This window comes from Sulfitobacter sp. HGT1, assembly GCF_013282155.1.
In the GTDB taxonomy this organism is placed as follows: domain Bacteria; phylum Pseudomonadota; class Alphaproteobacteria; order Rhodobacterales; family Rhodobacteraceae; genus Sulfitobacter.
Map to the genome: position 1 here is coordinate 431770 of NZ_BLWI01000010.1, position 23422 is coordinate 455191.

At 59.7% G+C, this 23422-nt stretch carries 25 protein-coding genes; 9 read left to right on the top strand and 16 right to left on the bottom strand.

Features of this window, described 5'->3' with window-relative positions; genetic code table 11:
• Position 1: 1 nt before the first annotated feature.
• Both accC and aat read left to right on the top strand, forming a co-directional pair.
• Entirely contained in the window at positions 2 to 1354 is a 1353-nt protein-coding gene (accC, locus tag HGT1_RS12060; RefSeq protein WP_176250179.1) for an acetyl-CoA carboxylase biotin carboxylase subunit, read from the top strand.
• Positions 1347 to 1982 carry a leucyl/phenylalanyl-tRNA--protein transferase gene (gene aat / locus HGT1_RS12065; protein WP_176250236.1) on the top strand — a complete coding sequence of 212 codons (636 nt, stop codon included), beginning with the start codon at positions 1347 to 1349 and terminating at the stop codon, positions 1980 to 1982. Before accC ends, aat begins: the two co-directional genes overlap by 8 nt.
• On the opposite strand, the gene HGT1_RS12070 is transcribed toward aat, so the two are convergent.
• Positions 1946 to 2299 (bottom strand): DUF2155 domain-containing protein, encoded by a 354-nt coding sequence (locus HGT1_RS12070; RefSeq protein WP_176250180.1) that lies wholly within the window; start codon positions 2297 to 2299, stop codon positions 1946 to 1948. The two genes, aat and HGT1_RS12070, sit on opposite strands and share 37 nt — an antisense overlap.
• A 3-nt stretch (positions 2300 to 2302) precedes the next feature.
• A complete protein-coding gene (locus tag HGT1_RS12075; RefSeq protein ID WP_176250181.1) occupies positions 2303 to 2686 on the bottom strand; it encodes an NADH:ubiquinone oxidoreductase subunit NDUFA12 in 384 nt (127 codons plus the stop codon).
• A gap of 437 nt (positions 2687 to 3123) precedes the next feature.
• Between HGT1_RS12075 and HGT1_RS12080 the strand changes: the two genes are divergently transcribed.
• Positions 3124 to 3762, top strand: a complete 639-nt coding sequence (locus HGT1_RS12080; protein ID WP_255200184.1) for a DUF4760 domain-containing protein — start codon at positions 3124 to 3126, stop codon at positions 3760 to 3762.
• Here HGT1_RS12080 and HGT1_RS12085 read toward each other — a convergent pair.
• The 3 genes from HGT1_RS12085 to HGT1_RS12095 all read right to left on the bottom strand — a co-directional run bounded on the left by HGT1_RS12085 (position 3759) and on the right by HGT1_RS12095 (position 6330).
• A complete protein-coding gene (locus HGT1_RS12085) occupies positions 3759 to 4121 on the bottom strand; it encodes a RidA family protein (RefSeq protein WP_176250183.1) in 363 nt (120 codons plus the stop codon). The two genes, HGT1_RS12080 and HGT1_RS12085, sit on opposite strands and share 4 nt — an antisense overlap.
• 164 nt (positions 4122 to 4285) lie before the next feature.
• A complete protein-coding gene (gene clpX, locus HGT1_RS12090; protein WP_176250184.1) occupies positions 4286 to 5551 on the bottom strand; it encodes an ATP-dependent Clp protease ATP-binding subunit ClpX in 1266 nt (421 codons plus the stop codon).
• A 131-nt stretch (positions 5552 to 5682) separates the two neighbouring features.
• Positions 5683 to 6330: an ATP-dependent Clp protease proteolytic subunit gene (locus HGT1_RS12095; protein ID WP_176250185.1), complete on the bottom strand. Its 648-nt coding sequence runs from the start codon at positions 6328 to 6330 to the stop codon at positions 5683 to 5685.
• A gap of 535 nt (positions 6331 to 6865) precedes the next feature.
• On the opposite strand from HGT1_RS12095, the gene HGT1_RS12100 reads away from it, so the two are divergent.
• The 3 genes from HGT1_RS12100 to HGT1_RS12110 all read left to right on the top strand — a co-directional run bounded on the left by HGT1_RS12100 (position 6866) and on the right by HGT1_RS12110 (position 10409).
• Positions 6866 to 8896, top strand: coding sequence for a PhoX family phosphatase (locus tag HGT1_RS12100; protein ID WP_176250186.1), 2031 nt, complete (start codon positions 6866 to 6868; stop codon positions 8894 to 8896).
• Positions 8897 to 9045: 149 nt separating this feature from the next.
• On the top strand, positions 9046 to 9360 hold the full coding sequence (locus HGT1_RS12105; protein ID WP_176250187.1) for a helix-turn-helix transcriptional regulator: 315 nt from the start codon (positions 9046 to 9048) through the stop codon (positions 9358 to 9360).
• Positions 9357 to 10409: a permease gene (locus HGT1_RS12110; protein ID WP_176250188.1), complete on the top strand. Its 1053-nt coding sequence runs from the start codon at positions 9357 to 9359 to the stop codon at positions 10407 to 10409. The genes HGT1_RS12105 and HGT1_RS12110 overlap by 4 nt, the downstream gene beginning before the upstream one ends.
• A gap of 5 nt (positions 10410 to 10414) precedes the next feature.
• On the opposite strand, the gene HGT1_RS12115 is transcribed toward HGT1_RS12110, so the two are convergent.
• Positions 10415 to 11413 carry a zinc ABC transporter substrate-binding protein gene (locus tag HGT1_RS12115; protein WP_176250189.1) on the bottom strand — a complete coding sequence of 333 codons (999 nt, stop codon included), beginning with the start codon at positions 11411 to 11413 and terminating at the stop codon, positions 10415 to 10417.
• Positions 11414 to 11497: 84 nt separating this feature from the next.
• Between HGT1_RS12115 and HGT1_RS12120 the strand changes: the two genes are divergently transcribed.
• From HGT1_RS12120 to HGT1_RS12130, 3 genes are read left to right on the top strand one after another with little or no spacing between them, the layout of a single operon-like run.
• Positions 11498 to 11980, top strand: coding sequence for a transcriptional repressor (locus HGT1_RS12120; protein ID WP_176250190.1), 483 nt, complete (start codon positions 11498 to 11500; stop codon positions 11978 to 11980).
• A complete protein-coding gene (locus HGT1_RS12125) occupies positions 11977 to 12723 on the top strand; it encodes a metal ABC transporter ATP-binding protein (RefSeq protein WP_176250191.1) in 747 nt (248 codons plus the stop codon). The genes HGT1_RS12120 and HGT1_RS12125 overlap by 4 nt, the downstream gene beginning before the upstream one ends.
• Complete coding sequence (locus tag HGT1_RS12130) at positions 12723 to 13514, top strand: iron chelate uptake ABC transporter family permease subunit (protein WP_176250192.1); 792 nt, start codon at positions 12723 to 12725, stop codon at positions 13512 to 13514. The genes HGT1_RS12125 and HGT1_RS12130 overlap by 1 nt, the downstream gene beginning before the upstream one ends.
• Here the strand turns inward: HGT1_RS12130 and HGT1_RS12135 are convergent.
• The 10 genes from HGT1_RS12135 to HGT1_RS12180 all read right to left on the bottom strand — a co-directional run bounded on the left by HGT1_RS12135 (position 13511) and on the right by HGT1_RS12180 (position 23386).
• Entirely contained in the window at positions 13511 to 13912 is a 402-nt protein-coding gene (locus tag HGT1_RS12135; RefSeq protein ID WP_176250193.1) for a RidA family protein, read from the bottom strand. The genes HGT1_RS12130 and HGT1_RS12135 overlap by 4 nt on opposite strands.
• A gap of 24 nt (positions 13913 to 13936) precedes the next feature.
• A complete protein-coding gene (locus HGT1_RS12140) occupies positions 13937 to 14626 on the bottom strand; it encodes an ABC transporter ATP-binding protein (RefSeq protein ID WP_176250194.1) in 690 nt (229 codons plus the stop codon).
• Complete coding sequence (locus HGT1_RS12145) at positions 14623 to 15378, bottom strand: ABC transporter ATP-binding protein (protein WP_176250195.1); 756 nt, start codon at positions 15376 to 15378, stop codon at positions 14623 to 14625. The genes HGT1_RS12140 and HGT1_RS12145 overlap by 4 nt, the downstream gene beginning before the upstream one ends.
• A complete protein-coding gene (locus tag HGT1_RS12150) occupies positions 15371 to 16354 on the bottom strand; it encodes a branched-chain amino acid ABC transporter permease (protein WP_176250196.1) in 984 nt (327 codons plus the stop codon). The genes HGT1_RS12145 and HGT1_RS12150 overlap by 8 nt, the downstream gene beginning before the upstream one ends.
• Position 16355: 1 nt before the next feature.
• Complete coding sequence (locus tag HGT1_RS12155; RefSeq protein ID WP_176250197.1) at positions 16356 to 17273, bottom strand: branched-chain amino acid ABC transporter permease; 918 nt, start codon at positions 17271 to 17273, stop codon at positions 16356 to 16358.
• Between the two features lie 81 nt (positions 17274 to 17354).
• The gene (locus HGT1_RS12160; protein ID WP_176250198.1) at positions 17355 to 18500 is read right to left on the bottom strand and encodes an ABC transporter substrate-binding protein; all 1146 of its coding nucleotides are present in this window, start codon (positions 18498 to 18500) and stop codon (positions 17355 to 17357) included.
• A gap of 93 nt (positions 18501 to 18593) precedes the next feature.
• Positions 18594 to 19784 carry a kynureninase gene (gene kynU / locus HGT1_RS12165; protein WP_176250199.1) on the bottom strand — a complete coding sequence of 397 codons (1191 nt, stop codon included), beginning with the start codon at positions 19782 to 19784 and terminating at the stop codon, positions 18594 to 18596.
• A complete protein-coding gene (locus HGT1_RS12170) occupies positions 19785 to 20612 on the bottom strand; it encodes a tryptophan 2,3-dioxygenase (RefSeq protein WP_176250201.1) in 828 nt (275 codons plus the stop codon). It lies immediately after the preceding gene.
• A complete protein-coding gene (locus tag HGT1_RS12175; RefSeq protein WP_176250202.1) occupies positions 20609 to 22225 on the bottom strand; it encodes an AMP-binding protein in 1617 nt (538 codons plus the stop codon). The genes HGT1_RS12170 and HGT1_RS12175 overlap by 4 nt, the downstream gene beginning before the upstream one ends.
• A gap of 12 nt (positions 22226 to 22237) precedes the next feature.
• On the bottom strand, positions 22238 to 23386 hold the full coding sequence (locus tag HGT1_RS12180) for an acyl-CoA dehydrogenase family protein (protein ID WP_176250203.1): 1149 nt from the start codon (positions 23384 to 23386) through the stop codon (positions 22238 to 22240).
• Positions 23387 to 23422: the final 36 nt, after the last annotated feature.

Here is a 23422-nt window from a genome sequence, read left to right on the forward strand (position 1 = left end):
CATGTTCAAGAAAATCCTTATCGCCAACCGGGGCGAGATCGCGTTGCGCGTGATCCGCGCCGCGCGCGAAATGGGCATCGGTTCGGTCGCCGTCCATTCGACTGCGGATAGCGACGCGATGCATGTGCGCATGGCCGACGAATCTGTCTGCATCGGCCCGCCGTCGTCCCAGCAATCCTATCTGTCGATCCCGTCGATCGTGGCTGCCTGCGAAATCACCGGTGCCGAAGCGATCCACCCCGGCTATGGCTTTCTGTCTGAAAACGCCGGTTTTGTGCAGATTCTCGAAGACCACGGCCTGACCTTTATCGGCCCAACAGCCGCGCATATCCGTATCATGGGCGACAAGATCACCGCCAAGGATACCATGAAAGAACTCGGCGTGCCTTGCGTGCCCGGATCTGACGGTGGTGTCCCGACACTGGATGACGCCAAGCGCATCGGCGCAGAAATCGGCTATCCTGTTATCATCAAGGCCACGGCTGGTGGTGGTGGCAAGGGCATGAAAGTCGCGCAGACTGCGGCCGACATGGAACGCGCCTTTATGACCGCCCGCGCCGAAGGCAAATCGAACTTTGGCAATGACGAAGTCTACATCGAGAAATATCTGACCACGCCGCGCCACATCGAAATTCAGGTGTTCGGCGATGGCAAAGGCCGCGCTGTGCATCTGGGTGAACGCGATTGTTCGCTGCAAAGGCGTCACCAAAAGGTATTCGAGGAAGCCCCCGGCCCGTCGATCAGCCAAGCCGAGCGCGACCGTATCGGCAAGGTCTGTGCCGACGCGATGGCCAACATCAACTATATCGGTGCGGGTACCATCGAATTCCTCTACGAGAACGGCGAGTTCTATTTCATCGAAATGAACACCCGTTTGCAGGTGGAACACCCTGTCACCGAAGCCATCTTTGGCGTCGATCTGGTGCGCGAACAAATCCGTGTGGCTTCCGGCATGGACATGTCGTTCAAGCAAGAAGACCTCAAGATCAACGGCCACGCGATCGAAGTGCGTATCAACGCCGAAAAACTGCCGAACTTCTCGCCCTGCCCCGGTAAGATCACGCAGTACCATGCCCCCGGTGGCCTTGGTGTGCGGATGGACAGTGCGCTGTATGACGGCTATTCGATCCCGCCCTATTACGACAGTTTGATTGGCAAGCTGATCGTGCATGGCCGTGACCGCCCCGAAGCGCTGGCGCGCCTGAAACGTGCCTTGGGTGAATTGATCGTGGATGGCGTCGATACGACGATCCCGTTGTTTCACGCGCTGTTGGAAGAAAAAGATGTGCTGACAGGGGATTACAACATCCACTGGCTGGAACATTGGCTTGAAACCAACCTGGGCAATGCCTGACCTGACGCCGGACCTGCTGTTAAAAGGCTATTCCGTGGGGATTTTCCCCATGGCAGAACACCGCGACGACCCGGAAATTTTCTGGGTCGATCCGCGGCTGCGCGGGGTGTTTCCCATCGACGGGTTTCACATCTCGCGCAGTCTGGCGCGCGCCATGCGCCGCACCAAATTCACCGTCACCATTGATACCGCCTTTGCCGATGTGGTGCGCGGTTGTGCCGACCGCGAAGACACATGGATCAACGCCGAGATTTTCACCCTGTACCAAGCGCTCCATGACCGCGGGGCGGCCCATTCCCTTGAGGTGTGGGACGGTGATGAACTGGTCGGCGGGGTGTACGGGGTCACGCTGGGGGCCGCGTTTTTCGGGGAAAGCATGTTTTCGCGCCGCGATAACGCGTCAAAAATCGCCTTGGCCTGCCTGATCGACCGGCTGAAACGGGGTGGGTTCACGCTGTTTGATACGCAGTTCCTGACGCCGCATCTTGCATCACTTGGCGCGATAGAGATCACCCGCGATGCCTATCACCGCCAACTCGACGCCGCACAGCAGCTTGAAGCAGATTTTAGCGGCCCCGCCCCTGCGACCCCTCAGGAGGTCGTGCAGCGGATGACCCAAATGTCGTAACGCGGGTGTTCAAGCGCCGACAATGCCGGGGCAGACGCGATCATCCAGCCTGAAAACAGCCGGTTCTCGCTTGCTTCTTCCCTAATCTCAAGCTCTGCAAAGGCATCGCCCGCAGGGTTGCCAGACGGAAAGCGGCAATCATTCATCTGAACTTCGAGGTTGCCGACACGGATGATCTGGCCGCGCACCATCTCGTAGTCTTTCGTGGTGCCCGATATCTTGTCCAGGGCCCGCAGGACGGCACCATTGGCGCTGGTCACCTGCTGCGCCTGAACCGGGGCGGCCAGCAGCGCCAACATAATCAGAATCTTGCGCATGGATTATTCCGGGCTCCAGGCCTCGTAATCGCCCCGATCTGCCGGTTTTGCCTGACGGATCGACCCTGCTGGCGCATAGGCCAGTGGCGTGCCGGTCAGGTTTTCCTGATGCGACTTTTCCCATGCCTTGTGCACCAGCGGGCGGTCGACAGGGGTTTGATCCCATGTGTGGTGCAGCCAGCCGTGCCAATCGGGGTTCACGCGCGACGCCTCGATCTCTCCGTTGAAGATCACCCAGCGTTTGCTGTCATCGGCGTTACGGTAGTAAATATTGCCTTGGGCATCGTCACCCACCTTGATGCCCTTGCGCCACGTAAAGAGCTGCGTGTTCAGCGTCTGGCCGTTCCACCAAGTAACGCAGCGCAAGAAAGAAGATAGAATGCCCATTTAGGTCTCCTGAAGCTTTGTTTTGTCTATGCCCGATTGGTGGGGCAACGTCTAGTAGCCGCTCGGCACGCCTGCTGCGTTTTTGTCTGCCGATCCGGTATTTTGCGCGCGTTTCCGTTCAAAAGCCGGTTTGGTGGGCGGGATATATCAAATCTTTGCTTTTTCCGTGTCGTTACCCTATATTAACACTCACGGGCATAGAAGCATGCGTGTCTGCGAGAAGAACTGGCGCGTGGGTCTTTTTCACGATATTGAACGAGTGTAGTGATTGAGGGGTAGAGCAATGACAAGCGATGGTTTCGGCAACGGCCTTCCCCGTGACGGATTCGGCAACGGCTAAGGTCGGACATCTATAGAATATGATTGCGCGCGGTTTTCTTTATACAATTTGCGCGCTCTTTGCTTTCTGCACGATCTGCATCTTCCTGTTGATCCTGATGCCATTGGCATCGGCCAGCGTATCCAGCGTTTATGCGCAGTTTCCAGAAACGCCCGCCCCCCAATATTCCGCTTTTTTAACAGCAACGGGCACGATCGTTGCCGCCATTTCTGTGATTGCCGCGATCCTGACCTTTTGGTTCAGCACCCGCGCTGCACGCCACGCGCAACGCAAGCAGCACACGATTACGGTTTTGCTTGAAACGCGGCTAAGCTCAGAATTTCAGGGCACAATTGAAAAACGGCGCGCGCATTTTCCTGAATATACCGACGTATCCTTTGAGGATTGGGACCAAGCCCGCAAGGCGACCGCGCCAGCGGATGCAACACCAGAAGTCATCCATGCGCAAAAGATCAAACGCGACAGCGCCCTCGCCCTGACGACCCTGCTGAACTATTACGAATTCCTCGCCGTCGGCATTACCGAAGGCGATCTGGACGAAGACATGCTGAAGAAAACCCTCAGATCAATCATGTGCAATCTTGTGGATGATTCCAGACATCTGATTGCCGGCATGCAAAAGGTGAACCCGAACACCTATGAGCACCTTACAATCCTCTATGGTCAATGGCGCAAGACTGATGCCCGCGACATCAACGGGAGACAGAACGAGCGCCCTATCCCCCGCCTTGTTTAGGCTGTGGGGATGCAGGCGGTGACTTCGATTTCGATGCGGTATTTGTCGTCGATCAGGCCGCATTCGATCATCGTGGCTGCGGGCGGTGTGGCACCAAAGGTTTCCGCAAGGATCGGCCAGCAGGGCTCAAATTCAGCACGGTCCGGCAGGTAATAGTTCACGCGCACGACATCGGCCATGGAACAGCCCGCTTCTTTCAACGCGCCCGTAATCGTGGCCAAAGCGGCGCGGCATTGGTCGGTGACCGTGTCGCCCTGCCCCACGGTGCCTGCAACATGCACAAACCCGCCTGCAACGACCGCGCGGCAATAGCCGATCTTGGCCTCGAATTCGCCACCCGAAAAGATACGCTGTGTCATGGTTTGTCCTTTGTGAAACATATGCAGGCCAGTCAGACCCAATAGCCGATCTGCCGTCAAGATGCCAAATACAAAAGCCCGCCAAACACCCGCCGTCAAACGAAAAAAGCGCACCCGTCAGGGCGCGCTTTGTTCAATCTTTATGCGGTTTCTGGCCGGTTGGCTTAGCTGGCTGATGCCGGTTCTTTTTCCGCGTCGGCGTGGATCATCAGCGGTGCCGCGTCAGACATCACGGCCTCTTCGTTCACCACAACCTCTGTCACGGTGTCCATGCCGGGCAGGTCGAACATCGTATCAAGCAGGATGTCTTCGAGGATGGAGCGCAGACCGCGCGCACCGGTTTTACGTTGGATCGCACGTTTGGCGATTGCCGCCAGCGCATCCTCGGTAAAGGTCAGCTGCGTGTTTTCGATCTCGAACAGGCGTTGGTACTGCTTGACCAGCGCGTTCTTGGGCTTGGTCAGAATGGTAACAAGCGCGTCTTCATCCAGATCTTCGAGCGTTGCCAATACCGGCAGACGGCCAACGAATTCCGGGATCAAACCGAACTTCAACAGATCTTCGGGTTCCAGATCGGTGAAAATCTCGCCGACGCCGCGGGCATCCTTGTCACGCACATCCGCACCAAAGCCCATGGCCGACCCTTTGCCACGTGCGGCAATGATCCGGTCAAGTCCGGCAAAAGCACCGCCACAGATGAACAGGATGTTGGTCGTGTCCACTTGCAGGAATTCCTGCTGCGGGTGCTTGCGGCCGCCTTGTGGTGGAACGGATGCAACCGTGCCTTCCATCAGCTTGAGCAGTGCCTGCTGTACGCCCTCGCCCGATACGTCACGGGTGATCGACGGGTTCTCGGATTTCCGCGTAATTTTATCGACTTCGTCGATATAGACGATGCCGCGCTGTGCGCGCTCAACGTTATATTCGGACGATTGCAGCAGTTTCAGGATAATGTTCTCAACGTCTTCGCCCACATAACCGGCTTCGGTCAGGGTGGTCGCGTCGGCCATTGTGAACGGAACATCCAGAATACGCGCCAGCGTTTGCGCCAGCAGCGTCTTGCCGCAGCCGGTTGGCCCGATCAGCAGGATGTTGGATTTCGCCAGCTCGATATCGCCGCCTTTTTGGGCGTGGTTCAAGCGTTTGTAGTGGTTGTGCACGGCAACAGACAGCACCTTTTTGGCCATCGCCTGACCGATGACATAGTCATCCAGCACGTCACAAATGTCTTTGGGAGTCGGCACGCCATCGGTGGCTTTCAGGCCGGATGCCTTTGTTTCCTCGCGGATGATGTCCATGCACAGCTCAACGCATTCATCACAGATGAATACGGTCGGCCCCGCAATCAGCTTGCGCACCTCGTGCTGGCTTTTACCACAAAAGCTGCAGTAGAGAGTGTTTTTGCTATCGCCGCTGGTCGTATTAGCCATTTCAACCCTTTCAGGTCTGTCTTGTGATCTTGCCCGCCTGTCGGCAGTGCAGTTTATTTTTTGCTCCGGAACAGCTTAGGCTAGCGATGCGCGGTCCACAATCGCAAAATCATGTACCGCGCACGCCTTATTTACTTGCCTTTTTTATCGGCGTCCGGGTCGTCCATTTTGCCGCGGTTTTCGACGATTTCGTCGATCAAACCCCAGTCTTTTGCCTCTTCGGGGGACATGAAGTTGTCCCGCTCAAGGGCGGCTTCGACTTTCTCGAGGGTCTGGCCGGTGTGCTTGACGTAGATCTCGTTCAGGCGCGTTTTCAACTTTTGGGTTTCTTGCGCGTGAATCATGATATCTGTGGCCTGCCCCTGATACCCGCCAGAGGGCTGGTGGACCATGACGCGGCTGTTGGGCAACGAGAAACGCATGCCCGGCTCGCCCGCCTGCAACAACAGAGACCCCATGGAAGCGGCCTGCCCGATAACGAGCGTGGACACCTTGGGTTTGATGTATTGCATGGTGTCATAGATCGACAGGCCCGATGTCACAACGCCGCCGGGGCTGTTGATGTACATGGAGATTTCTTTCGACGGATTTTCCGCCTCAAGGTGCAGCAGCTGCGCGACGATCAGCGAGGACATGCCATCATGCACAGGGCCCGACAGGAAAATAATCCGCTCTTTCAGCAGACGCGAGAAGATGTCGTAAGCGCGTTCGCCCCGGCTGGTCTGTTCGACCACCATCGGGACAAGCGTGTTCATGTAGGTATCATATGGATCGTTCATAAAGCCTGCCTGATTGTGCTGTCCGCAGGACCATACCCGCGAAACCGTTACCCACAGATTAGTCTCGCCCTACTTGGGGTTCAAGGGGGGGTGTCCCATCCAGTTACCCCCGCGCCGCCTTGGGCCGGGCGGCGGGCATGACAAATCTGTATTCTCCGTTTCCACCGGGCTGCGCCGCCGCATTCGACTGTTTGCGGCGGTTTGCCCCCAAAGGCGGGCAAAAATATGGCGTGGGATGGGTTTTTTACGCCCCAACGGTGATTCCGCGGCTGTTTGGGGTTTGCCGCCAAAGCGGTCACAACGCTCGCGCGGGGTTTGCGCCGATCCCGATCCTTATGTTGAAAATCATATGACAATTGGACGCATTTTTTTTCTTGCAGCACCTTCCGCATCGCCGCCGCTTTGAACCGCCGTGCTCGCGGCCTTGACCCGAACCCGCGCATCCTGTCACAAAACTTTCATCGGACATGCATATCCCTGTGACAAAACACGCCGATGTTCCGCGGGAGATCAAAGCACACATGCAGGAGCAGCCATGACACGCCATGATATCCTTAAAGACCCGTCTATCGGCAACAAGGCCGAGGCTTTTGAAGCCTTTGACGACATCCCCACAAACCCCAACCTTGAGCGCACGATTGGCGATGTGATCAACGCCCGCTATGGCCGCCGCGAGATTTTGCGCGGGATGCTGGGCGTGACGGCGACGACCACGCTGTTCGGCACCTCGGCGTTGGTGGCCCCGCATCAGGCAAACGCCGCCGGCCACGGCAGCCGCTATGCCTTTGACGAATTGACATGGGGCAACGACGAAAACCACCACGTCGCCGATGGCTATGACGCGCAGGTCTTGCTGCGGTGGGGCGATCCGATCACCGCCGATGCACCTGAATTCGACGTGATGAACCAGACCGCCGCCGCGCAGTTGAAACAGTTCGGCTATAACAACGACTATGTCGGCTTTGTGCCGCTCACTGACGATGGCCGCCGGGGTTTGCTATGTGTGAACCACGAATACACCAACGAAGAGGTCATGTTCCCCGGTCTGGGCCGTCAGGACAGCGTTGAGTTCTCCGGCATGACGCCCGAGCTGATCGACATCGAAATGGCCGCGCATGGCGGGTCGGTTGTCGAAATCGCCAAGGATGCTTCCGGCACGTGGCAGGTTGTGCGCGACGGCAAGATGAACCGCCGCATCACCCCGCTGGATACCGAAATGACGCTGGACGGCCCCGCCGCAGGGCACAAGCGTCTGCAAACCAACGACGATCCCACAGGCACCAAGGTCATCGGCACGCTGAACAATTGCGCCGGCGGTCTGACCCCTTGGGGCACATGGCTGATGGCCGAAGAAAACTTCCACGGCTATTACTGGACCGACAATCTGGATGCCGACGGCAAGCCGGTGATTGATCCCGCCAGCCGCGAAGCTGCCTCGCAGAAACGCTATGGCGTGCCGGGGATGTGGTATGCTTGGGGCCAGAAATACGACCGCTTCAACATCGATAAAGAACCCCACGCGCCAAATAAATTCGGCTGGGTTGTCGAAGTCGACCCGATGGACCCGACCTCGACCCCGATCAAGCACACTGCATTGGGCCGTTTCCGCCATGAAGGTGCCGAAACGACTGTCAGCAGCGATGGCCGTCTGGTGGTCTATATGGGCGACGACAACCGTTTTGATTATCAGTATAAATACGTCTCGGGTGGCAAGGTATCGGACGACCGCGCCGCCAATTCCAAACTGCTCAGCGACGGCACGCTCTATGTGGCGCGCTTTGACGAAGACGGCACCGTTGTCTGGTTGCCCCTGATCCACGGTGAAGGTCCGTTGACCGCAGAAAACGGCTTTGACGACCAAGGCGACGTGATGATTGACACGCGCATCGCCGCCGATCTGTTGGGTGCCACCCCGATGGACCGTCCCGAAGACGCGCAACCGCGCGGCGATGGCACGGCCTATATCATGCTGACCAACAACTCCAAACGCGGGCAAGACGATGTGAACGCTGCCAACCCCCGCGCCAAAAGCAGCTTTGGCCACATCATCGAGATCAAGGAAGACGGCGGCAACCACGCGGCAACCGCTGGCACATGGTCGATCCTGGTGAAATGCGGCGATCCATCGCTGGCCGAAGTCGGCGCGCAGTGGAACCCTGAAACATCGGAAAACGGTTGGTTCGGCAGCCCCGACAACTGTGCCATTGACGCGGACGGGCGGCTTTGGGTCAGCACCGATCAGGGCGGCAACTGGGATAAGACCGGCAAATCCGACGGGCTTTATGCGGTCGAAACCGAAGGCGAGGCGCGCGGCACGTCCAAGCTGTTCTTCCGCTGTCCCGTGGGCGGCGAGATGTGCGGCCCCTATTTTACCGATGACGGCGAAACCCTGTTTGTCGCGGTGCAGCATCCGGGCACCGATGGCACCAAGAACCTTGCCGGGTTTGAACGCAACAGCACCTTTGAAGACCCGGCAACCCGCTGGCCCGATTTCGACCCCGCCATGCCGCCGCGCCCTGCGGTGGTGGTTATCACCAAACAAGGGGGCGGAAAAATCGCGGTATAACTGCCCCTTACGCTTAGGAAGGCCCCCCATTTAAGCAGGAGTAACGCCCGAAGCCCCCGCTTCGGGCGTTTTTCTTGTGGCGGATGGATGCGGAGAACAGCGTATCGAATCATCTTTACAAAACTAGTTTTATAGTTTTATTTGATCCCATGACAAATCACATCAAAACCGCCCGCGCTCTTGCCGCCCTTGGCCATGAAACCCGTTTGACCGTCTTTCGCCTGCTGGTGCGTGCAGGCCATGAGGGGTTGAACGTGGGCGAGATCGGCCAGCATCTGGGGGCCGCACCGTCCACCCTTGCCCATCACCTGAGCACATTGGTGGATGCGGGGCTGGTGCTCCAGACCCGTCAGGGGCGGCAAATCGTCAACCGCGTGGATTTCGACGCGATGCAAGAAACCGTGGCCTTCCTGACGTCAGAATGCTGCGTCGGTGTCACCCTCAGCAAGGATCAAGCCGCATGAGCGATATCACCCTTCCCCCGCGCAACCGTGGCGTCGATCTGCTGCACCGCATCTGGACAAACGAACGGGTCTGGCTGTTTTGCGCGGCCCTGCTGGCAATGTTGTTCCTTGTGAACCCGCCACAGGCCGTCACCAGCGCGCAGTTCGCCGCCAACAACCTGTTGAATGTCGCGCCGTTTCTGATCCTGTCAATCGGGATCGCCGCCTATGCTGGGGCGACCGGGGCCGACGGGTTGATTGCGCGGGCCTTTACCGGATCGCCCGCCGTTATGATCATGATTGCCGCAATTGCGGGCGGGCTTTCACCGTTTTGTTCCTGCGGGGTGATCCCGTTGATCGCGGCCCTGCTGGCGATGGGCGTGCCGCTGTCCGCCGTCATGGCGTTCTGGCTGGCCTCGCCGGTGATGGACCCGTCGATGTTCATACTGACCACCGGCGTGCTGGGGGTCGAATTTGCCGTGGCCAAGACGCTGGCCGCCGTTGGCTTGGGCGTCTTTGGGGGCATCGTGGTGCATGTCATGTCCAAAGCGGGCGGACTGACCGACCCCTTGCGCGACGGCGTCGGCAATGGCGGCTGCGGCGCGTCAAAGGTGCGCAGCGTGCAGCCTGTGGTCTGGACGTTCTGGCAAGACAACACCCGTGTCACCAAGTTCTGGCGCGAGGCGGTGAAAACCACGTTGTTCTTGGCTAAATGGCTCACACTGGCGTTCTTGCTGGAAAGCCTGATGCTGGCTTGGGTTCCGGCAGAGCTGATCACAAATATGTTGGGCGGTACCGGCTTTGCCCCCATCGGCGTGGCCACATTGGTTGGGGTGCCGGCCTATCTCAACGGCTATGCGGCGCTGCCACTGGTGGGCGGATTGATCGGCCAAGGCATGGCACCCGGGGCGGGTCTGGCGTTCTTGGTGGCAGGCGGCGTGACATCCCTGCCCGCCGCCATCGCCGTCTGGGCCCTGGTCAAACGGCCCGTGTTTTTCCTGTACATCGCAATCGCACTGGTCGGGTCACTGACGTCAGGCATCCTGTTCCAACTTTGGATGTCGATCTGAGCGCCTTACTCGGACAGACAGTTTTCAAAGGACGTCGCCAGCCCCTGGATCACCTCGCCATAGAGCGCAGGCCCCGGGGTCAGCCCGGCCCCCAAAGGATCAAGCGGCGCGGATTTCAGACTGCGCCCGTCGGCCAGCGCAGCGACAAGGCCGGGATTGAACTGCGGTTCGGTAAAGACGCAGACGGCGTTGATCGATTGAACCACATCGCGTACATCGTCGAGGCGCGCGGCACTGGGGGCACTGCCGTCACTCAGCGACAACGCGGCGCTGGCCTCCACCCCGAAACGCGCCTCGAAATAGTGATAGGCATCGTGGAAGACCGCAAAAGGACGCCCCTGCACCGGGGCAAGCTGGGCCTGAATACGGGTTTGCAATCCGGCCAGTTCGGCCTGCCCTTTGGCGGCATTGGCGGCATAGGTCTGGGCATTGTCGGGGTCAATCTGGCCAAGCGCATCTGAAATCGCCCCCAGCCACAGGGAGGCATTGACCGGATCAAGCCAGAGATGCGGATCAATGGCACCGGCGGCGTGGTCGTGGCCCTCTTGGGTATCATGTGTATCGTGGGCTGCCTCATCCGCGTGATCGTCATGCCCCGCGTCGTCCGCGTGATCGTCATGCCCCGCGCCGTCATCCGCGTGATCATGGACCTCGAACGCGACCCCTGTGCGGTTCTCCAACACAAACGTCCCCGCGACATCCTCCAGCTCAAGATGCAGCGCAGCGCCCGCCAAAGTCTCAATCGGATCGCCCAGCCACGCCGTCAGCGACGGGCCGACCCAGACCACCAGATCTGCCCCTGCCAGCGCGCGCGCCTCGGACGGGCGCATGGCATAGCTGTGCGGGGATGCGCCCGGCGGGATCGTCAGGTCAGGCGTGCCCAGCCCTGCCATCACCTGCGCCACCAACGAATGTACCGGCGCAATATCGGTCGCCACGCGCGGCACATCCGCCCAGGCGGCTGTCGACAAAAGCAAGAAGGATACGGGCAGTAGACGGCGCATGGCGGCACTCCAAATGTTATAATATAACGCTTGTTAGATCAGATGTTATAACATATCAATACCCCACCCTGTAGCGGAGGCAAAATGACCACCATCGGCTTTGAGACCCACGACCACCACGCCTGTGTCAGCGAAACCATGGCCAAGGCGGAAAGCCGTTGCGCCGCCCAGGACCTGCGTCTGACGCCCGTGCGTCGCCGGGTGCTGGAACTGCTGCTGGCCGAGCACCGCGCGCTTGGGGCCTATGATATTCTGGGGCATCTGTCCGCCGAAGGGTTGGGCACCCAGCCCCCTGTCGCCTATCGCGCGCTGGATTTTCTGGTCAAGGCCGGCTTTGCCCACCGGATCGAAGCGTTGAATGCCTATATCGCCTGCACCCATCTGGGCAAAGACCACGCCCCCGCCTTTCTGATCTGCCGCAGTTGCCAGTCTGTTGCCGAAAGCGGCACGGCCCTGACCCAAGGCCGTCTGGGCGATGCCGCCCGCGCCGCCGGTTTCCAGATCGAACACACCGTCGTCGAAGCGCAGGGCCTGTGCCCCGCCTGCCAACCGCAGGACGCCGCATGAGCCTGATTTCAACGCAGAACCTGACCCTTGTTCTGGACGGGCAAACCGTTCTGGAAAACGTGAACATCGCCATCGAAAAAGGCGAGATCGTCACCATCGTCGGGCCGAACGGGTCCGGCAAATCCAGCTTGCTGCGCGCGCTGATCGGGGCGCTGAAACCTGCCAGCGGGTCCGTCACCCGCGCCGACGGGCTGCGCATCGGCTATGTGCCGCAAAAGCTGCAAATTGATGCGACCCTGCCCCTGACCGTTCAGGGGTTTCTGAACCTGCCCCACCGCCACCCCCGCGCCGTCGTAAATGACGCGCTTCACAAGGCGGGTGTGGGCGATCTGGCAAAACGGCAGATGGCTGATCTGTCGGGCGGGCAGTTCCAGCGGGTGCTGCTGGCCCGCGCCTTGTTGAATGCCCCCGACATCCTGATCCTCGACGAAGCGACCCAAGGGCTGGACCAGCCCGGTGCTGCTGCCTTCTATCGCCAGATCGAAGAGGTCCGCCGCGAGATGGGATGTGCGGTTTTGATGGTCAGCCATGATTTGCATGTGGTGATGGCCGCATCGGACCGCGTGTTGTGCCTGAACGGGCATGTCTGCTGCGAAGGCACGCCCGAGATCGTCGCCGATGCCCCCGAATACCGCGCCCTGTTCGGGACCGGCACCCAAGGGGCCTTGGCACTGTACCGGCATGAACACACCCATTCCCACGATCACACCCATGATCACAGCAATTGCGACGGGGCCCATTGATGTTGGATGATTTCGTACTGCGCGCAGCCCTTGCGGGCGTTGGCGTGGCGCTGGCCGCTGCCCCGTTGGGGTGCTTTGTGGTCTGGCGGCGCATGGCCTATTTCGGGGATGCAACATCGCACGCGGCCCTGCTGGGCGTGGCGCTGGCGCTGTCACTGGATCTGCCGATTTTTGGCGGCGTTCTGGTTGTGGCATTGGCGATGGCGCTGATTGTGGCCGGGCTGAACGGGCGCAATGTCAGCACCGACGCCTTGCTGGGGGTGCTGGCACATGGGGCGCTGGCCATCGGTTTGGTCGCGGTGTCCTTGCTGCCGAACCAGCGGGTTGACCTAAGTGCTTATCTGTTCGGGGAAATTCTGGCCGTGACCAAGGGCGACCTAGCCGTGATCTGGGGCGGTGCTGCGGTTTCCATCGCGCTGCTGGTCTGGCGTTGGCAGGCGCTGCTCTCGGCCACACTCAACCCCGATCTGGCCACGGCCAGCGGGCTGAACCCCAAACGCGAACAGCTGATCCTGACACTGGCGCTGGCCCTGACGGTTGCCGTGGCGCTCAAGGTCGTGGGGGCGCTGCTGATCGCTGCAATGCTGATCATCCCCGCCGCCGCTGCGCGCCCGTTTTCGCGCACGCCCGAGACGATGGCGATCATGGCAGCGATCATCGGCATGATCGCAACCTTGGGCGGGCTGGCTGCGTCCTTTGCCTTTGACACGCCGACAGGGCCAAGCATGGTCAGCGTCGCGGCGCTGCTTTTTGCCCTCTCGGCCGGTCTGGCACCTGTATTCCGGCGCTAGGCCTTTGAAATAACGGCGGTCGCCTCGATCTCGACGCGGGCTTCATCCTCGATCAGGCCCGCGACCACAACCATCGCCATGGCGGGAAAATGCCGCCCCATCACCTCGCGGTAGGCGCGGCCCACCTCGGCTTGCGCGGCCAGATATTCGGCCTTGTCGGTCACATACCAGGTCAGGCGCATGATATCTTCGGGCACGCCGCCTGCGGCCTCGACCACCGCGCGGATGTTGCGCAACGCCTGTTTCATCTGCCCGATGAAATCATGCGCCTCGAACTTCTGATCGGCAGTCCAGCCGATTTGCCCGCCCACAAACAGATGCCCGTCCGCGCTAAGCATTCCGTTGGCATAGCCTTTGGCCGGTGCCCATCCTTCGGGCTGGATCACTTGATGAGACATTGAATTTCCTTTTCAGACAGGCGCTTAGACGCCAAGATATTGATCGGCCACACTGCTATCGAGGGCATCCATGCGCCCCGACCAGACAGAGGCACCGCGTTCCAGAATGACAGCGCGATCCGCGATCTGTCGCAGTTCGGCCAGTGATTTATCGACAACCAGCAAGGCCAGTCCCGCGTCACGCTTGAGCGTGGCAACAGCGGCCCAGATTTCCTGACGCACCACAGGGGCCAGCCCCTCGGTCGCCTCGTCCAGCAGCAGCAGCGTGGGGTTGGTCATCAACGCACGGCCAATCGCCAGCATTTGCTGTTCGCCCCCCGACAACGACCCCGCAATCTGGTCACAGCGTTCGCCCAGACGGGGAAACAGGGCGCAGACTTTCTCGAAATCCCACGGGCCGGGGCGCGCGGCGGCGATCAGGTTTTCGTAAACGGTCAGCGGGCCAAAGCACCGCCGCCCTTCGGGGACCAGACCCAGCCCCGCCTGCGCAGCCTTGTAGCTGGGCAACGGGCCTATATCGCGGCCATTGAAATGCACCGTGCCGCCTGACTGTTTCAGCATCCGGCAGATCACCTTGATCGTGGTGGATTTACCCATGCCATTGCGCCCCATCAGCGCGCAAACCTCGCCTGCCTCAAGGGCCAGATCGACGCCGAACAAGGCTTGGGACGGGCCATAAGACGCCGTGATTCCTTTAAGTTCCAACAAGCTCATGCCGCATCCTCCGCACCCAGATAGGCCTCGCGCACGGCCGCGTCGCGTTTGATTTCATCGGCAGTGCCCGTGGCGATCACCTGCCCGTAGACCAAGACGCTGATCCGGTCAGCAAGGGCAAAAACCGCGTCCATATCATGTTCAACCAGCAAGATCGGGGCCTGTGCGCGCAAATCATCCAAAAACCCCGTCAGCCGTTTCGACCCCGAAGCCCCCAGCCCCGCCATCGGTTCATCCATCAAGAACACCTTGGGTTCCAGCGTCAGGGCGACAGCGACCTCAAGCAGGCGGCGTTGACCGTGGGACAGATCGGCGGTGCGTTTGGCGGCCTGATCGGCCAGCCCCACCCGCTCCAACGCTGCCATGCCGCGATCGACCAGCGCGCGGTCTTTCATCACGGGTCGGAAAAACCGCATGACAGCCCCGTCGTGGCCCAATGCGCCCAGCACAGTGTTTTGCAGCACCGTATATTCCATGGCGAGCGACGAGATCTGGAAGGTGCGACCCAGCCCTGCCCGCGCCCGCGCCACTGTCCCCAAAGGGGTCACGTCGCGGCCTGCAAATTCCACCGTACCGCTGTCAGACCGCAGCCCGCCCGCAACCTGTTTGATCAGCGTTGACTTGCCAGCCCCGTTCGGGCCGATCAGGGCGTGGATTTCGCCCGGCATCAGCGTCAGCGACACATTATCCGTCGCCTTCAGCGCGCCAAAGCTTTTGTTAAGGTCGGATAATTTCAGCAAAGGATCAGTCATGTGCCACCTCGCGTCCGGCAATCGTGCCGATCAGACCACCGCGCGCAAACAGCACGACCCCCAGCAACAACAGCCCCAGATAGACCTGCCAGAATTCGCTAATGCCGCCCAATGTATGTTCCAGCAGAATGAACAGCGCGGCCCCGGCCACAGGGCCGAACAACCGCCCCACCCCGCCCAGAATGACAAAGATCATGATTTCCCCGCTGGTGTGCCAGCTGAACATCGTAGGGCTGACGAAACGGTTAAGATCAGCAAACAGCGCCCCCGCCAGCCCCGTCACAGCCCCCGAAATCACAAAGGCCACCAGCCGGATACGAAACGGCGTAAGGCCCACGGTTTCGACCCGTTCCGCGTTTTGCCGCGCAGCCGATAGCGCCAGCCCAAAGGGGGCCTTGGCCAGACGGCCCGCGCCGAACAGGACAATGGCCAGGACCCCGAAAGCGATGGCAAAAAACTGGATCGGGTCAAGGGTGTTCAACCCCGGAAAATCGTTGCGAATATAGATAGATAGCCCGTCTTCACCGCCGTAGGCTGGCCATGAAATCGCGAAATAATACAGCATCTGCCCAAAGGCGAGCGTGATCATGATAAAGTAAACGCCCGTGGTGCGCAGGCTCAGCGCGCCAATCGCGAGGGCGGCAAGCGCTGCTGCGATGATGGCCACGCCCCAGATCACCAGCATCGATTTGGTGCCTTCGATCAGAAACGGGGTTTCCATCAGGGGCGTATAGCTTTGGGCGTGGCTGGCAAGGATGCCCATCGCATAGCCCCCCAGCCCGAAAAAGGCAGCATGGCCGAAACTGACCAGACCGCCCAGACCCAGTGCGATGTTGAGGCCAACCCCCGCCAAGGCAAGGATTGCGGCCTTGGTGGCCAGGGTGATGATAAACGGCTCGTCCAGCGCAAAGGCGGCCAGTGCGGTGACGGGCAGGATCGCGAATAGAATGACGTTCAGAAAGGTTTCGCGGGTCATGTTACGTCCCTCCAAACAGGCCGGAGGGTTTGAACAGCAACACCCCCACCATCAAGATATAAATCGCCATGGAGGCGACAGCCGACCCGACGGACGTGGCCGATGATGCCTGCATGAATATCCCCAGAAGCGGCGGCAGCAGCACGCCCCCCAAGGTATCGGTCAGGCCCACCAGCAACGATCCGACCAGCGCGCCCTTGATCGACCCGATGCCGCCGATCACGATCACCACAAAGGCAAGGATCAACACAGGTTCGCCCATGCCGACCTGCACCGACTGGATCGCGCCGACCAACGCACCGGCAAGCCCGGCAAGTGCGGCACCAAGGGCGAAAACCAGGGTATAAAGTTTTGAGATATCAACGCCCAATGCGGCAATCATCTCGCGGTCGGCCTCTCCTGCACGTATCTGGACGCCGATGCGGGTTTTGGCGATCAGCCAGAACAGCCCCAAGGCCACCAGCAAGCCCACGCCGATAATCACCAGCCGGTACAGCGGGTACAAGATACCACCCGGCAGCATCACGGGACCGGCCAGCGCCGCAGGCACATCAAGGAACAGTGGAAAGGAGCCGAAAAGCCAGCGCGTCCCTTCCGAGAAAATAAGGATCAACGCAAAGGTGGCCAGCACTTGGTCCAAATGGTCGCGGTCATAAAGGCGGCGGATCACCAGCAGTTCGACCAGCGCACCAGCAGCAGCGGCGGCAGCAAGTGCGGCGACCAAGGCCAGCGCAAAGGAACCGGTCCAGCCCGCCACCGCAGCAGCGGCAAAGGCACCGACCATATAGAGCGATCCGTGGGCCAGATTGATCAACCCCATGACGCCAAAAATCAACGTCAAACCGGCAGCCATCAAGAACAGCATTACCCCGAACTGAAGTCCGTTCAGAACCTGTTCGATCAATAATATCAGGGACATATAGGTCGTTCCTCAGGTGAATATTGCAGGCATCGACCTGTCAAAATGTGCTGCGCCGACAGAGCGGCGCAGCACGTTGGATTACATTTTGCAGTCTGCACCATAGACATCTTGATGGTTGCTGGCCGCGACCCCGATGATCTTGTTGGTCACGATGTCACCCTCTTTGACGACTTCGCGCATGTAGATATCCTGGATCGGATGGTGGTTTGGGGCAAAGGCAAACGCACCACGTACCGATGCGAAATCGGCCTCTTCCAATGCGGCCTGAAAGGCGGCGGCGTCTTTCACATCGGCTTTGCCCATCGCGCTTTGCAACAACAACGCCGTGTCATAGCCCTGTGCCGCATAAAGCGACGGCAAACGACCATACTCTGCCTGGAAATCGGCAACGAATTTCTTGTTCGCCTCGTTGTCGATGTCCTTGGACCAGTGCGATGTGTTCTTGACACCCAAGGCCGCATCACCGATCGCGCCCAGAATTCCCTGATCAAAACTGAACGCAGGGCCCATTACTTTCTTATCCACACCGGATCCGGCATATTGTTTCATAAATGAAATTCCCATGCCCCCAGGCAGGAAGAAATAGACCGTATCGGCATCTGATGCGCGTATTTGTGCAATCTCTGCGGCATAGTCTGTCTGGCCCAATTTGGTATAAACCTCGTCAACGACCTCACCTGTGAAGGTGCGTTTGAACCCGGTCATGCCATCGGTCCCCGCAGGATAGTTGGGTGCCATCAGGAATACTTTTTCGATGCCATTCTCGCTGGCCCATGACCCGCTTGCCTCGTAAAACGCATCATTCTGCCACGCCACGTTAAAGTAGAAGGGGCTACAGCCCTTGCCGGCCAGCGCCGACGGACCCGCGTTTGGTGACAGATAGAATTTGCCCTGTGCGGTGACCGCTGGCACCACGGCCATCGCAAGGTTGGACCAGATGATACCGGTCATCACATCGACCTTTTCGGACTGGATCAGCTTGTCGGCCAGTTGCACCGCGATATCCGGCTTGCGCTGGTCGTCTTCGATCACAAGCTCCAGGTTTTCATTGCCCTTGGCCGCCAGCACAAAGCCGTCGCGCACGTCGAGCCCAAGGCCCGCACCGCCGCCTGACAGGGTCGTGATCATCCCGACCTTTACCTTGCCGCCATGGGCTTCGGCATAGGCCATCCCGGCGCTTAATGCGGCAATCGAGGCCGCTGCAATCAGTGATTTCAGTTTCATAACTCTCTCCGTTGAAGTGTTGAGCCTCTTTAGACGGGCTCGTTTGGTCGTTTCACAGTGACGTTTGCGGGCTGGCCGTCAAGCAGTGCGGGCTTAAGTAACCCGCGACTTTACTTTATATTTATCGTCGTCCCACAGATTGTTGTTCATGACATCGGCGATGATCTTGACCGCCGCCGTCACGTCGGCGCTGTCGATATAAAGCGGGGTAAAGCCAAAGCGCATGATATCAGGCGCGCGGAAATCGCCGATCACACCACGGTCAATGACGGCCTGCATCGCGGCATAGCCTTGCTCAAAGCGCCAAGACACCTGACTGCCCCGGATCGCCGGATCACGGGGGCTGGCCAGCGTCAGCGCAGGCACATCACGTTCGATCTCGGCGATGAACTGCTCTTGCAGCGCGATCGACGCGGTGCGCAGATCGTTCATGTCCACATTCGCCCAAAGCTCCATCGCGACCTCGAGGGCGGTCAGCTGGATCACAGGGGGCGTGCCCACGCGCATCCGCTCGATCCCGTTACCGGGGGCGTAATTAAGATCAAATTCAAAGGGTTGACGGTGTCCCAGCCACCCTGCCAACGCAGGTTCAACGCTATCCGCCAGATCGGGCCGGACATAGATGAAACCGGGCGCGCCGGGGCCGCCATTGAGGTATTTATAGGTACAGCCCACGGCAAATTCAGCATTCGATCCAGCCATATCCACCGGCAAAGCCCCAGCCGAATGGGCCAGATCCCAGACCATCACAGCGCCCTTTGCATGCGCCAGATTGGTCATCGCCTTCATGTCGTGTTTGCGCCCCGTGCGGTAATCCACCTCGGTCAACATCACCACGGCGATGTCTTCGCTGATCGCATCCGCCACCTCTTCCGGGGCCACGGTGCGCAGCTCATAGCCCTGCTCCAGCAGCTTCACCAGCCCCTCGGCCATGTACAGATCAGACGGAAAGTTGCCCGTGTCGCTCAGGATCACGCGGCGGTCCTTGCGCAGCTTCAGCCCCGATGACAACGCCTGAAACACCTTGATCGACAGCGTGTCGCCCATGACGACGGACCCGTCCGGCGCGCCGATGATACGCGCGACCATATTGCCGACGCGGGAAGGCTGCTCCATCCAGTTGGCCTTGTTCCAGCCGCGGATCAGCATTTCGCCCCATTCATCCGCCATCATCGCCTGCACCCGTGCAGGCACGGCGCGCGGCAGCGGCCCCAGCGAATTGCCATCCAGATAGATCACGCCCTCGGGCAGGAAAAACGCCTCTTTATTCAGTATATCAGCCACTTAAAGCGCTCCTCTTACGTGCCATAATTCAGGGAAAAGTTCGACTTCGAGCATCTTGCGCAGATAGGCGACGCCATTGGTGCCCCCCGTCCCGCGTTTGAAACCGATGATCCGCTCTACGGTCGTGACATGGTTAAAACGCCAGCGGCGAAAGTAATCTTCAAGATCAACGAGTTTCTCAGCCAATTCGTAAAGCGCCCAATGTTTCGACGGGTTTTCATAGACTTGCTGCCACAGATCCTGAACCGCCGGGCGGGCCTCCCAGTTTGTGGTGCCGGGATCGCCGGCAAGGGGCGCATGGTCTAACCCCTTGCAAAGATGCGCAATTGCGACCTGATACAGACTGGGTTGCGCCAGTTCGTCTTGCAACGCCTTGAGCGCATCGGGTTTATGTTTATGCACCTGCATCAACGCGCCGTTGCGGTTGCCCAGCAGATATTCGACCAGCCGGTATTGGTGCGACTGGAACCCGCTGGAATTGCCCAAAGACGGCCGGAACGCGGTGTATTCGCTGGGGGTCATCGTGCGCAACACATCCCACGCGCTGTTAAGCTGTTCAAATATCCGCGCCACGCGCGACAGCATCTTGAAGGCCGACGCCAGATCATCCGACAGCATCACCCTGCGGGCCGCCTGCAATTCATGAATGGCCAGCCGCATCCACAGCTCGGACGTCTGGTGCTGCACGATAAACAACATCTCGTCATGGGCATCACTTAGCGGATGCTGCGAGGATAAAATCGCATCCAGCCCCAGATAATCGCCATAGGACATGTCCTTGGCAAAATCCATTTTTGCCCCTTTTGAGGCCTCTTCAAAACTGCTCATTCTTTTTCCCTCAGCGCGAAACGCTGTATTTTCCCTGTCGCGGTTTTCGGCAGAACATCAATAAAACGGATGTCCCGTGGATATTTAAACGGCGCAATGGTCGCTTTAACATGATCCTGCAACAGCTTGATTGTGCTTGTATCTTTTGGTGCGCCTTTGGTCAAAACGACATGCGCCTGCACGATGGAGCCGCGCTGCTCGTCCGGCTTCGCGACCACGGCACATTCCGCTACAAAAGGATGCGACAGCAATGCCGCCTCGACCTCGGGACCCGCAATATTATACCCGGACGAGATGATCATATCATCGTTGCGCGCGGCAAAATGCAGGTATCCATCGGCGTCCATGCTGAAACTGTCACCGGTGATGTTCCACCCGTTCTGGACGTAAACCGCCTGCCGGTCATCGGCCAGATAGCGGCACCCTGTCGGCCCCCGCACGGCAAGCCGCCCGACCTCTCCGCGCGGCAGCTCCGCACCATCTTCGCCAATTACCTTGGCCTCGTATCCGGCGACGGGCTTGCCGGTGCAGGCCGCGCGGTGATCGTCAAACCGGTTCGAGATAAAGATATGCAGCATCTCGGTCGCGCCGATCCCGTCCAGCATCGGCTTGCCGGTTTTTTCCTGCCAATCGTGGTAAACAGGCGCGGGCAAGGTTTCGCCCGCACTGACGGCCGCCCGAAGGCTTGACAGATCGGCACCACGGTCCATCGCCGCCAACATCGCGCGATAGGCGGTGGGGGCCGTGAAACACACAGTCGCCTTATATTTCTCGATGATCTCGATCATATTCGGCGGTGACGCGTTTTCCAGCAAGGTCGCTGCCGCACCGAAGCGCAAAGGAAAGATCGCCAGCCCCCCCAGGCCAAAGGTAAACGCCAGCGGCGGCGATCCTACGAACACATCGCTCGGTGTGACCTGCAAAACCTCGCGGGCATAGCCGTCAGCGATGATCAACAAATCGCGGTGAAAATGCATCGTCGCCTTGGGGCTGCCCGTCGTACCCGAGGTAAACCCAAGCAGCGCCACATCATCGACAGCCGTATCAACCGCCTGAAACTGAACGGGTTTCTCAAGCGCCAGCCGGTCCAGTTCGGCGTCATGGTTGCTGGTGCCGTCAAACCCCACAACCGATTCCAAGTATTGAGACCCCTTGGCGCAGGCCGTCATTTCATCCATCAACCGCGTATCACAAATCGCGTGGCTGATCTGGGCCTTGTCGACAATCGCCGTTAACTCTCCGGCGCGCAGCATGGGCATGGTGTTTACCACCACCGCCCCCGCTTTGGTCGCCGCCAGCCAACAGGCCACCATCGCAGGGTTGTTCGCCGACCGGATCAACACGCGGTTGCCGGGTTTCAGCCCCAGGTTCTCAACCATCGCGCGCGCCAGCTTGTTGGTCCAGTCCGTCAGTTCCTTATACGTCCGGCGGCGGCCATTTCCGATCAGCGCAGTGTGATCACCGAACCCTTTTTCCACCATTGAATCAGTAAGTTCCACACCGATATTCAAGCGATCGGAATAGTCGAACCCGTCAAGCAGCAGGTCCGGCCAACTGTCCTTGGGCGGCAGGTTGTCGCGTGAAAACCTATCGAAATGTCCTGACGGCTGCATGTCCACCTCTCCCTACATCGCGCCAATGGTCTGGCGCGCGATAACAACCCGCTGCACGTCCGATGCACCCTCATAGATGCGCAGCGCACGAATTTCGCGGTACAGGCTTTCCACCATCATCCCGTGACGGACCCCGTCACCACCAAACAGCTGAACCGCCTTGTCGATCACCAGTTGCGCGTGATCCGTGGCAAACAGCTTGGCCATCGCCGCCTCGCGGGTGACCCTCGGCGCGCCCTGATCCTTTAGCCAGGCGGCGCGGTAAATCAGCAAGGCCGAGGCATCCACATCCACAGCCATATCCGCGATATGGCCCTGTACCATCTGCAAATCCGCCAGCGGCTTGCCCTGCACCTCGCGCGTTGTCACACGCTGCAATGCCTCGTCCAGCGCCCGGCGGGCAAAACCCAAAGCGGCCGCGGCGACCGTCGAGCGGAACACATCCAAGACCGACATCGCAATGGCAAACCCCTGCCCCGGTGCGCCCAGCATGGCGGACGCAGGCACGCGGCAATCGGTGAAACGCAAGGTCGCCAAAGGATGCGGCGCAATCACCTGCAAGCGCTCGGCAATCTCGAACCCCGGCAAAGCGGCGGGCAGGATAAAAGCAGAAAGCCCCCGCGCGCCCGGTGCTTCGCCGGTCCGCGCAAAAAGCGTGTAAACATCTGCGATCCCACCATTGGAAATCCAGGTCTTCTCGCCATTCAGAACATAGTCATCCCCATCCCGCGTCGCCGTCATGGTAGAATTCGCGACATCGGAACCGGACTGCGGCTCGGTCAGGGCAAAGGCAGAAATCGCCGCGCCCGACCGCGTCTTGGGCAACCACTCGGCCTGCTGTTCAGGGGTCCCGAACAGACTGATCGCACCGGTCCCAAGCCCCTGCATGGCAAAGGCAAAATCGGCCAACCCGTCATGCCGCGCCAGGGTTTCGCGGATCAGGCACAGGCTGCGCACATCCAGCGCCTCACCGCCCTGCGCACCGGAATAGCGTAACCAACCGCCCCCGCCCAACATCGCCACCAGCGACCGACACGCCGCATCCGTATCGCTATGATCCACGCCGGCCAAAGCCCCCGCGGACCAGACATCCAAATCATCGGCCAACGCCCGATGCCGGTCCTCAAAAAACGGCCAATCCAGAAAACTGCGGTCAGACATGACGCCCCGCCCCCCTGTTCATTTTGCCAGATAAAC